The 10870-nt window shown below is 62.8% G+C and carries 9 protein-coding genes; 6 read left to right on the top strand and 3 right to left on the bottom strand.

All coding sequences use genetic code 11. The features are described from left to right. Nucleotide 1 precedes the first annotated feature (1 nt). From O1W68_RS02210 to O1W68_RS02195, 4 genes are read left to right on the top strand one after another with little or no spacing between them, the layout of a single operon-like run. Nucleotides 2-1003 carry an ABC transporter substrate-binding protein gene (locus tag O1W68_RS02210; RefSeq protein ID WP_269301250.1) on the top strand — a complete coding sequence of 334 codons (1002 nt, stop codon included), beginning with the start codon at nt 2-4 and terminating at the stop codon, nt 1001-1003. A gap of 47 nt (nt 1004-1050) precedes the next feature. After that, complete coding sequence (locus O1W68_RS02205; protein WP_256895633.1) at nt 1051-1278, top strand: phosphopantetheine-binding protein; 228 nt, start codon at nt 1051-1053, stop codon at nt 1276-1278. A gap of 26 nt (nt 1279-1304) precedes the next feature. After that, nucleotides 1305-3155, top strand: a complete 1851-nt coding sequence (locus O1W68_RS02200) for a siderophore-interacting protein (RefSeq protein WP_269301249.1) — start codon at nt 1305-1307, stop codon at nt 3153-3155. Between the two features lie 35 nt (nt 3156-3190). Beyond that, nucleotides 3191-4084, top strand: coding sequence for a siderophore-interacting protein (locus tag O1W68_RS02195; protein WP_269301248.1), 894 nt, complete (start codon nt 3191-3193; stop codon nt 4082-4084). Between the two features lie 7 nt (nt 4085-4091). Here the strand turns inward: O1W68_RS02195 and O1W68_RS02190 are convergent, their stop codons facing one another. Next, on the bottom strand, nt 4092-5501 hold the full coding sequence (locus O1W68_RS02190) for an MDR family MFS transporter (RefSeq protein ID WP_269301247.1): 1410 nt from the start codon (nt 5499-5501) through the stop codon (nt 4092-4094). A 62-nt stretch (nt 5502-5563) separates the two neighbouring features. Here O1W68_RS02190 and O1W68_RS02185 point away from each other — a divergent pair, with 62 nt between their 5' ends. Both O1W68_RS02185 and O1W68_RS02180 read left to right on the top strand, forming a co-directional pair. Beyond that, entirely contained in the window at nt 5564-6448 is an 885-nt protein-coding gene (locus O1W68_RS02185) for a phosphoribosylaminoimidazolesuccinocarboxamide synthase (RefSeq protein WP_269301246.1), read from the top strand. Further along, entirely contained in the window at nt 6445-8592 is a 2148-nt protein-coding gene (locus O1W68_RS02180; RefSeq protein ID WP_269301245.1) for a S9 family peptidase, read from the top strand. Before O1W68_RS02185 ends, O1W68_RS02180 begins: the two co-directional genes overlap by 4 nt. Here the strand turns inward: O1W68_RS02180 and O1W68_RS02175 are convergent. Both O1W68_RS02175 and O1W68_RS02170 read right to left on the bottom strand, forming a co-directional pair. Further along, entirely contained in the window at nt 8577-9278 is a 702-nt protein-coding gene (locus O1W68_RS02175) for a response regulator (protein WP_442972260.1), read from the bottom strand. The two genes, O1W68_RS02180 and O1W68_RS02175, sit on opposite strands and share 16 nt — an antisense overlap. Continuing rightward, complete coding sequence (locus O1W68_RS02170) at nt 9275-10828, bottom strand: sensor histidine kinase (protein WP_269301244.1); 1554 nt, start codon at nt 10826-10828, stop codon at nt 9275-9277. The genes O1W68_RS02175 and O1W68_RS02170 overlap by 4 nt, the downstream gene beginning before the upstream one ends. Between the last annotated feature and the right edge of the window lie 42 nt (nt 10829-10870).

Genomic DNA, 10870 nt, shown 5'->3' with positions numbered 1-10870 from the left:
AGTGTCTGATTCACAGTTTCGACGACGTGGTCTTCGCATAGTTGCCACCGCATCGGTGGCCTTCGTTGCGCTCGGGTTGGCTGCGTGTAGCTCCGACAGTTCGAGCGAGGACACCTCGGGTACCGAGACGCGCGTCGTTTCCACCGACAAGGGCGATATCACGGTGCCCGCCGAGCCACAGAAGATCGCCGTGCTGTCGGCAGGCCTCGCGGGCTACCTGTTCACCCTCGACGCCCCCATCGCGATCACCGACACCAGGCTGCTCGGGGTGACCAATCTCGACGGTGGCTTCCCACCGCAGTGGGCGGAGAAGGCAGACAAGCAGGGCACGCAAGAACTGCCTGCGGGTGAAACGTTGAACATCGAGGCGCTCGCGGCGGCCGAACCGGACCTCATCATCGGTGGCGGCCAGGGAATCTCCGCCGTCCAGGCGAACGAATCCTACGATCAGCTCAGCAATATCGCACCGACGGTATTGATTTCGTCTTCGCTCGCAACGTGGCAGGAGCAGCTGACCGCGGTCGCCGAGGCCGCCGGTGAGAGCGAGAAGGTCGACGGTCTGCTGCAGGCCTACGAAGACAAGGTCGCCGAGGTGAAGGACTCGATCACCATTCCGGCGACGCCCGTGTCGTACTTCCTGTCGCTGAGCACCAACGAGCCCGCGTTCATCCCACAGAGCGCCACCTTGCCCACACTGCTCTCGGCCGTCGGTTTCGAGCCGGACGACGTGATCACCAAGGCGAACAACCCCGAACTGTACGGTTCGGGTGACTCGTTCATCATCAGCAACGAGCTGTTGGCGCCGGTAGGCAGTGCCCCGGCCATGTTCGTCGTCCCGGTCGCCGGGCGCACTCTCGCAGAGCTCCAACAGGATCCGCTGTACGTCGGCCTGCCTGCATTCGCCGGCAACAAGGTCTACGAACTGCCTGCCACCAGCTACCGTCCGGACTACGACGGCGTGATGGCAACTCTGGACCAGGTCCAGGAGATGTTCACCAAGTAGGACGATTCGGTCCGAAACCTGTTCACCGACAACGAAGGAAGAACACTGTGCTCACCCGCGAGACCGTCATCGGTGATATCGCCACCGCCCTGGATCGGCCGCTCGGCTCGATCAGCGAGGACACCAACCTGCTCGACGAAGGGTTGGACTCGATCCGCATCATGGGGCTTGTGGAACGATGGCGGTCCGCGGGTGCGCCCGATATCGACTTTCCGACGCTTGCCGCCGACCCGACCGTCGCGCATTGGATCGCCGTCGCGCTCGGCGAGTACTGAAAACATTCGACAGAGAGGTATTTTCGATGGTGGCGACTGTCCGCGAGGTCGAGGTTTTTCCGATTTGCATACGAGAACTGGACGTTCTGCGGGTAGAGGACATCACCCCGGGAATGCGTCGAGTGATCGTCGGGGGTCCCTCGATGGATCGCCACGTTCGCGACGGCGTCGAGCTTCCGCCGGTACGTACCCGAGGATTCGACGACGACGTCAAGATTCTGCCCGTCGATCCAGCGACCGGCGCCCTGCCGTTCACCGTTCCGGTCAACTCCGACAACGGGACGGTCGATTGGCCGGCGGGCTCGTTCCAGTACAGCCGGACGTACACCGTGCGCCGCTTCGACGAGGACACCCGCGAGATGGCACTGGACTTCGCGATGCACGAAGGTGGGCTGGCAGCAGGCTGGGCACACGGAGTGCAGGCGGGAGAGAAGATCCTCGTTGCCGGGCCCAAACATTCTTCGTCGCTGCCGCGTGGCGTGGATTGGATGATGATCGCCGGCGACGAGACCGCGCTGCCCGCCATCGCACATTGCCTCGAAAAGCTGCCGGCAGATCTTCCGGCCACCGTGGTGATCGAGGTGGCCGAGCCTTCGCACCGCCAGGAACTCTTCTCCGCGGCTTCGGTGGACATCACCTGGCTGTACCGGTCGGAGAACGGCGGCCAGTCTCGGATGGTCGACGCGGTGCAGGCCGCGCAGTGGCGTCCGGGCCAGCCCTATCTCTGGGTCGCAGGTGAGGCGTCGACCATCAAGCCGTTGCGCCGATGGGCCAAGCAGGACAAGCAGATCCCGAAGCAGTTCGTCGAGATCGCCGGATACTGGCGTTTTCGTGAGACGGCCGCGTTGGCTGCGGGCCAACCGGTTCTCGATCCCGCAGGTGAGCCCAGCCCCGACGAACGACTACACGAAATGTCGGAACTACTGCCACCTTTCGCCATTCGTACCGCGGTGACCGTGGGAATCTTTGCCGCGGTCGACGGCGGTGTGGATACCGCGGATGCCATTGCAGCGGAATGCGCGACGCATCCGGGTGCGACGGCGAAGCTGCTGCGACACCTCGTGCTGATGGATCTCCTGAGCCATGACGACGGCCGCTTCACCCTGACCGAGATGGGATCGCTTCTTGCCGATCAGGACACCTTTGTCAGCCAGGCATTGCACTTCGACAAGATCCACACTCGTCTGGATCTGGCGTTCCTCGGATTGCTCGAATCGGTTCGGACGGGGTTGCCCGCCGCCGCGCACAGCTTCCTCGACAAGAAAACCGATCCGAGTTTCATCGAAGACTTCCACGAAGAGTCCGCGTTCGGAGCGGTGTACCGGGCCCCGGCCTTACCGGTTGCGGTGGACCTTCGAGACGTGACGTCCGTCGCGATCTACGGTGAAGGCGCCGGGGTATACGCCGATACGCTGGCACGCGTATGTCCAGAACTGTCGATCACTCTCGTCGGGCTTCCGGCCTTGAATGCCAGGAACCTCGGTGACGTCGCGGAGACGCGTCGGGACGCGATCACCCGCGTCGACGCCAGCGAATTCGCGGCTTTGGCAGCGCCCGTCGACGTGGTGATCGCTGTCGACGTGCTCGACACACATCCGGACTCCGACGCTCTGCTGCTGTTGCGCACCCTCGGGGCATCCGCCAGGCGAGTCGTGCTGATCACCGACCTACTCGATCCGTCGACGACCGACGATCACGACACCGAGGAGGATCTGCTGCGGCTGTGTCTCTACGGCGCCGGGCGTCGTACCGAAGCGGAGGTGTGCGCGTTGGTAGCCGAATCCGGCGGTGGAGCCGCACGGGTGGGGTCATTGGGATGGGGGTCGACGGTGTTGGAGTTCGCGGCACCCTTGTACGAAAGCCACAGGGTAGGCTAGCCTACGCAAATGGTCATCGTAGCGAGGGCGAAGAAATGAGCGAAGGCGAGCTCGGCTTCTACTACGCCGACGTAATGGGCGTGGAACAACTCACCACGCACATGGTGAGGGTGACGTTCGGCGGAGAACACCTGGCCCGGTACGAGGGCATCGGTGCCCCGGACGAATGCGTCGCCGTCTACTTCCCGCGCAACGGAGAAACTTCCCCACCGCCGATGACCGAGGTCGACGGAGTCTGGTGGTATCACGGAATCGAAGACGTCCCCGAAGGTCGTAACTACACGGTCCGGCGGTTGAACAGCGCCGCAGGCGAGCTGGTCATCGACTTCGTCGCACACGACGGGGGAGTGGCAGCCACCTGGGCGCGGCAGGCAACCGTCGGCCAACGGGTGCTGCTGGCGCGGCCGCGGTCCTGGTACCGCGTCCCGGCCGACGTTCAGTGGCAACTCCTCGTTGCCGACATGACCGGACTCCCAGCGCTCGGACGCATCATCGAGGAACTACCGGCCGGCATGAGAGCTCATGCCGTCGTGGAGGTGCTCGAGCGGGGCGACATCCAAAGTTTCGACACGGCAGCATCCGTCACTTACGACTGGCGCATCGGTTCCGGAAACGGTGACTGCGCAAGCGTTCTCGACGACGCTGTACGCAACTACGAATTACCCGAAGGCGTCGGATACGTGTGGTTCGCCGGTGAGGCCGCATCTTCGCGCGTGGTACGCAAGTACTTCCGCAAGGAGCGAGGTTTCGACATCGCACATTTCCACATCATCGGATACTGGCGCGCGCGGTCCGAGCAGTGGCTCGAGAAATACAAGAAATACCAGGGCGAGGCACTGGCGCTCTACAACAGCGTCATCGAGGCCGGGCGCACCGAACAAGAGGCGAGCGAGGAATTCGACGCCATGCTCGAGCGCGTGGGGCTGTAGCGGGGCGTCATCGCGCCGAGTTCTTCGGCATGAACAATGCGGCGACAGCCATCAGCATCGCCGCCACCGCCACCCCGAGAAAGACCACGTGGATGGCGTCGGACAGCTGTTGCGGATCGGGTTCGCCCGGGCCGGAGATCCGGGAGTTGACGATGGCTCCGAAGATGGCAACGCCGACGGCACTTCCGATCGATCGAGCAAACATGTTGGTGGAGGTGACGACGCCACGTTCGGACCACTCGACGCTCGATTGCGCGGCGATGAGGGTGGGACTGGCGATCAGCCCCATGCCGAGACCGATGACGAAACACACGGCGGCTATCTGCCAGATGGCGCTACCGGAACCGATGAACGTCGACGCCACTGCACCGACGAGGGCGATGGACGCTCCGGTCAACGCGGTGGTGCGAAAGCCGAACCGGAGATAGAGCCTGCCCGATTGCGAGGCAGCGATCGGCCATCCAAGGGTGAGCGTCGCGAGTGCGAACCCCGCCACGATCGCGCCGGTCCCGAGCACCCCTTGGACGAAGGTCGGTACATACGACGTCAGGCCCAGAACCAGCGCTCCGACGAGCAACGAGATGACGCTACTGACGACGAGGACTCGCCGGGTGAAGACCCATAGCGGCAGAATCGGCTCGGGCACTCGCGTCTGCACCCACGCGAACAGCGTGAGTGAGAGGACGCCTGCGGAAAAGATCGAGATACTGATCGGCGACGCCCATGACCACGACTGCCCGCCTTCGAGCAGACCCAACAGCATCAGTGCTGCGCCCGTGGTGAGCAAGCCTGCTCCGAGGTAGTCGATCTTCGGCCTCTTCCGTTCCACGGCACCCTCGTGGAACTTGGTGATCAGCATCCACGCCGCGAGCAGACACAACGGGATGTTGACGAAGAAGATCCAGCGCCACGACAGGTATTCGGAAAAGATTCCGCCGAGCGCCGGACCCAGCACCGCCGACATGGCCCACACGCTCGCGAGATATCCCTGTGCTTTCGCGCGTTCGGCCAACGTGTAGATGTCACCGGCGATGGTGATCGACATCGGCTGCACGGCTCCCGCGCCCAGACCCTGGACCGCTCGAAAAGCGATCAATGCCGGCATGCTCCACGCCAGTCCGCACAGAATCGAACCGAGCAGGAAGACACCGATTCCGAACAGCATGATCTTCTTGCGTCCGAAAAGGTCGGACAACTTGCCGTACAGCGGCACCGAGACGGCCTGGGCGAGCAGGTAGATCGAGAACAACCACGGGAACTGACCGAAGCCGCAGAGGTCGCCGACGATGGTCAGGACTGCGGTGGCGATGATCGTGGAGTCCAACGCAACCAGCGAGGTGCTGAGCATCAACGCGATGAGTACGGGCCCGCGTTCGGACCGGAAGCCGACGTCGGCGACTTCGTTGTTCGTTGCCATTGCGGTTCATTGTTCTCCCGTCGCCGGGAGAGCGCGCCATCAGGCCCAGATAGGGTGATTACGTGCGCCCAACTCTTCATAGCTATCAGCATCTGGCCGGCGGCAAGGTTCGCGATCTCTATATCGTCGACGAAGATCACCTGCTTCTTGTCGCGAGCGACCGCATCTCCGCCTACGACCACGTCCTCGATACCCCGATCCCAGACAAGGGCAGGGTCCTGACGGCGATGAGCGTCTTCTTCTTCGACCAGCTCGGCGGAGTGAATCACCTCGCCGGTGACCCGCTCGACGAGAGGATCCCGCAGGAACTCCTCGGACGGGCTCTGGTGGTGAAGAAGCTGCAGATGGTCCCGATCGAGTGCGTCGTCCGTGGCTATCTGACGGGTTCCGGATTGTCGGACTACCGCAGCACTGGCGCGGTATGCGGAGTCGAACTGCCACAGGGCCTCGTCGAATCCTCCAAGCTGGACGAGCCCATTTTCACTCCGGCCGCCAAGGCAGCGATGGGGGAGCACGACGAAAACGTGGACTTCCAGACCGTCGTCGATCAGGTCGGTGAGGCGCTTGCCTTCAAGCTTCGCTCGGAAACCCTCGAGATCTACATCAGTGCCGCGAATTTCGCGCTCGATCGTGGAATCATATTGGCCGACACCAAGTTCGAGTTCGGTCTCGACCGTGATGGCAATCTCGTTCTCGCAGACGAGGTTCTCACCCCCGACTCCTCGCGCTACTGGCCCGCCGACGGATACGTCGAAGGCCGGGTGCAGCCGAGTTTCGACAAGCAGTACGTCCGCGACTGGCTCACCGGTGAATCCGGCTGGGACCGCCATGGTCAGAGCGCGCCGCCACCGCTTCCCGAGGAAGTCGTCGCAGCGACACGCGCACGTTACATCGAGGCCTACGAACGTATTTCGGGTCTGAACTTCGAAGATTGGGTCAAGCCATGACACTCACACCACCGATCGCCAAAAAGGTTCCGCTGAAGCGAACCCATCATGGCGATACCTTCGTCGACAATTACGAGTGGTTGCGAGAGAAGGACGACGCCGAGGTCATCGCCTACCTCGAAGCCGAGAACGCGTACACCGAGCAGGAGACCGCCGGGCTGGCCGAACTGCGGGGGCAGATATTCGACGAGATCAAATCGCGGACCCAGGAAACCGATCTGTCCGTCCCGACGCGGATGGGCAACTGGTGGTACTACTCGCGCACCCTCGAAGGGAAGTCGTACGGGCTCCAATGCCGTTGCCCGGTAGACTCACTCGATAATTGGACTCCGCCGACACTGTCGGCGGATACCGAGATCGCCGGCGAGCAGATACTCCTCGACTCCAATCTCGAAGCAGAAGGACACGACTTCTTCTCGCTCGGCGCCTTCTCGATCAGCCAGGACGGGAACCTCCTGGCCTACTCGACCGACACCGAGGGCGACGAGCGATACACGCTGCGCTTCAAGGACCTCTCGACCGGTGAACTGCTCGCCGACACGATCGAGAACGTCTCCACGGGTGCAACGTGGGCTATCGATCACCGCCACGTCTTCTATCAGACCGTCGATGAATCCTGGCGGCCGGACACCGTGTGGCGTCACACCCTCGGCACCCCTACCGAGCAGGACCAGAAGGTCTTCCACGAGCCCGACGAAAGCTACTGGGTCGGCTTCGGATCCACTCGCAGCGAAAAATACCTGATGATCTGGGTGGGGTCGAAGATCACCACCGAATGCCTCGTCCTCGAATCCGCCGATCCCGAAGGCGAATTCCGCGTCGTTCTCCCGCGCGTCGACGGTGTGGAATACAGCGTCGAACACGCCGTCGTGAAGGGCGAGGACCGGTTCCTCATCCAGCACAACGGATCGGTGAACGGCTGGGGCACCGAAGGGGAGAAAGCCGAGAACTTCCTGCTCGCCGAGGCCCCCGTCGACAACCCCGAGGACCAGCGGATCCTCGTTCCACATCGCACCGACGTTCGACTCGAGGACGTCGAAGCGTTTGCCGACCACCTCGTACTGAACTATCGACGCGAGGCTCTGACGCGGCTGGCGATCTGGCCACTCGACGAGAACGGTTACGGCGAGTACGCGGAGATGACGTTCGACGAGGAGCTCTACTCCGTCGGAGCGGGTTCCAACCCGGAGTGGAGTCAGCCTCTGCTGCGTCTGGTGTACACCTCGTTCATCACCCCCGCCAAGGTCTACGACTACGACCTCGCAACGGGTGAGATGATGCTGCGTAGGTCGCAACCGGTATTGGGCGACTTCGACGCGAACGACTATGTCCAGCATCGTGAGTGGGCCACCGCCGCGGACGGTACTCGAATTCCGTTGTCGGTCGTCCTGCGCAAGGATGTGCCGGATGGGCCGGCTCCGACACTGCTGTACGGCTACGGTTCGTACGAGGCGAGCATGGACCCGTCCTTCTCGGTCGCACGGCTGTCGCTGCTGGATCGGGGCATCGTGTTCGTCGTCGCGCACGTTCGCGGCGGCGGCGAAATGGGCAGATCGTGGTACGACAACGGCAAGACCCTGACCAAGAAGAACACGTTCACCGACTTCGTCGCTGCCGCACAGTATCTGATCGACAGTGGCCGCACCTCGCCGCAGCATCTCGTCGCCGACGGCGGAAGTGCCGGTGGGCTGCTGATGGGCGCGGTCGCGAACCTCGCACCCGAACTGTTCAACGGGATTCTTGCCAATGTGCCGTTCGTCGATCCATTGACCTCGATCCTCGACCCATCGCTGCCGCTGACCGTCATCGAATGGGATGAATGGGGTAATCCGTTGGCAGACATGGAGGTGTACGAGTACATGAAGTCGTACAGTCCCTACGAGAACGTCGAGGCAAAGAACTACCCGAGCATCCTGGCGATCACCTCGATCAACGACACCCGCGTGTTGTACGTCGAGCCGGCGAAATGGGTTGCTGCGCTGCGCGCTACGAAGACCGGTGACTCCGACCTGCTGCTCAAGACGGAGATGAGTGCGGGTCACGGTGGCGTCAGCGGGCGATACGAGAAGTGGAAGGAAGCGGCTTTCGAGTACGCCTGGATCGTGGACAAGACGGGCGGTTCACTCGACTACCGCCAGAGGTAACGGACCTGCGGTCGCCCCGCCTTGCCGTATTCGGTGATGCGGGTGACCAGGCCGTCGTCGGCGAGGCGTTCGAGGTACCGCCAGGCCGTCACTCGCGACACCCCGACCGCCTTGGCGACCTCGGAGGCGTTGAGACCGGCAGACGACTGACGGACGATAGCGGTGATGCCGTCCATCGTCTGCGGCGCAATGCCTTTGGGTGTGGAGGCGCGATCGTCGGCGATCCGCAGATGGGACATTGCACGGTCGATGTCGCGTTGGCTGGCTGCATTCTCCCCGGCAGCCAACGCGTCGTGGAACTCGCGGTAGCGCTCGAGCTTGTCTCTGAAAGCCGCGAAGGTGAACGGTTTCAACAAGTACAGCACCACACCGTGGGCGACCGCGGACCGCACGACCGAGAGATCACGTTCGGACGTGATGGCGATGACGTCCGGGCTGGGACGAAGACCACCCAGGGCAGCTGCGACGTCGATTCCGTTGGCGTCGGGTAGGCCGATGTCGAGAAGAACGAGGTCGATAGGTTCCTCGGCTTCGCTGGCCGCGCGCATCGCCCCGTGGCCACTGTGTGCGACGGCGGCGACAGTGAAGCCGGGTACCCGGTCGACGTAGCTTCGATGGGCTTCGGCGATCAGTGGTTCGTCGTCGACGATCAACACCCTGATAGTGCGGGGCAACACCCTGATCACGAGCGGTCCCCGGCCGGGATGCGGGCGAGAAGCACCGAACCGTAGGTGACCTCGGACGTCATCTCTCCGCGGTGGCGATTGACGATCTGGGTGACCAACGCGAGTCCGAGTCCACGCGAATCGGCCTTCGTCGAATAGCCGCGGGTCATTGCGGCACGCAATTTTTCCGGTGACATTCCGGGGCCGCTGTCGGCCACACGAACGATGAGGACTTCATCGGAGTCACGGACCGTCACTTCGACCCACGGTTGTTCGGATTCTTTCGAGGCATCGATCGCATTGTCTATCAGATTTCCCACCACGGTCACCAATTCACGCGGCGTCAGCACGCCCACGGGTCCGAGCGCAGTGTCCTCGGTGACGGTCAGCTCCACGCCCTGTTCGGCGGCCTGACTCATCTTGCCGAGCAGCAGTGCTGCCAGTGCAGGTTCCTGCACGGATGCCATCAATCGGTCGATCAGATGCTGAGACAACTCCAGGTCGGCGGTTGCGAACTCGACAGCTTCTTCGGAGCGGCCGAGCTCGACCATGGTGATGACCGTGTGCAGACGGTTCGCCGATTCATGGGCCTGTGAGCGGAGCGATTCGGCGAAGCTGCGGACCGAGTCGAGTTCGCCCATGATGTTCTGCAGTTCGGTGCGGTCACGGATGCTGAGTACCTGGCCCAGCCGAGTGCCCTCCCACATCACCGGATCCTGGTTGACGAACAGGACCCTGGAATCGGTGAGATGAAGTTCGCCGCGGACGATTCCGGTGTCCATCGACTGCATCGACTCCGGCAGCGAGGCCCGCGTCACCGGCCCGTCCTCGAGGTCGAGAAGTCGACGCGCTTCGTCGTTGACGAGTTCGGCGCTCTCACCGTCGCCGAAGACGACGAGACCTTCGCCGATCGAATGGAGAACGGCGTCGTGATGGCCGTACATAGTGCGCAACTCGGCCGGCGCCATCCCCAGCGTCTGACGCCGCAGACGGCGACTCAGGAGTATCGATCCAACTGCTGCGACAGCGAATCCCGAAAGTACGACGGCGAAAATCATGGGTAGACCGCGAACGAACTGTTCGCTGATCTTCGCGCGGGTGACGCCCGCCGAGACGAGGCCGACGATATTTCCCGAGGTATCGGTGACCGGGGTGACCGAACGGATCGACGGACCGAGCGACCCGACGTACGTCTCGGTGATGGTCTCACCGCGCAGCGCGTCATCGATGTTGCCGCTGAACGGTTTACCGATCAGGTCGACGGTCGTGTGCGTGAATCTGGTGCGGTCCGGTGCCATGACAACGATGAAGTCGACTCCGGTGATCTTCCGGATACGTTCCGTCTCGGGCTGCAAAATTGCCGTCGGGTCATCCGATGCGATTGCCATCGGCGTCGACGGTTCGTTGGCAATGCTGACAGCCACCGCGACGACTTCTCGGGAAGTCGCCTCGTCACTGTTGGAGCGTTCGTTCAGAACGGTGAGTACGCCGCCGGCGAAAACGACGACCGCAATGACCGCCAGCTGCAAGAGCAACACCTGCCCTGCGACGCTCGTCGAACGCTTGGTCATGTCAGGTCACCTCGAATGAATAGTAGAACCGTGAACAGAATG

Origin of the sequence: Rhodococcus sp. H36-A4, assembly GCF_027158005.1 — a bacterium.
In the GTDB taxonomy this organism is placed as follows: domain Bacteria; phylum Actinomycetota; class Actinomycetes; order Mycobacteriales; family Mycobacteriaceae; genus Rhodococcoides.
Note: the sequence above shows the minus strand (reverse complement) of the source record. Positions and strands in the feature narration are given on the sequence as shown.

What these genes read in the sequence shown, in the direction of transcription:
- O1W68_RS02200 (WP_269301249.1), top strand. Translation starts at nt 1,305, where the DNA reads ATGGTGGCGACTGTCCGCGAGGTCGAGGTTTTTCCGATTTGCATACGA.
- O1W68_RS02180 (WP_269301245.1), top strand. Translation starts at nt 6,445, where the DNA reads ATGACACTCACACCACCGATCGCCAAAAAGGTTCCGCTGAAGCGAACC.
- O1W68_RS02195 (WP_269301248.1), top strand. Translation starts at nt 3,191, where the DNA reads ATGAGCGAAGGCGAGCTCGGCTTCTACTACGCCGACGTAATGGGCGTG.
- O1W68_RS02170 (WP_269301244.1), bottom strand. Translation starts at nt 10,828, where the DNA reads ATGACCAAGCGTTCGACGAGCGTCGCAGGGCAGGTGTTGCTCTTGCAG.
- O1W68_RS02190 (WP_269301247.1), bottom strand. Translation starts at nt 5,501, where the DNA reads ATGGCAACGAACAACGAAGTCGCCGACGTCGGCTTCCGGTCCGAACGC.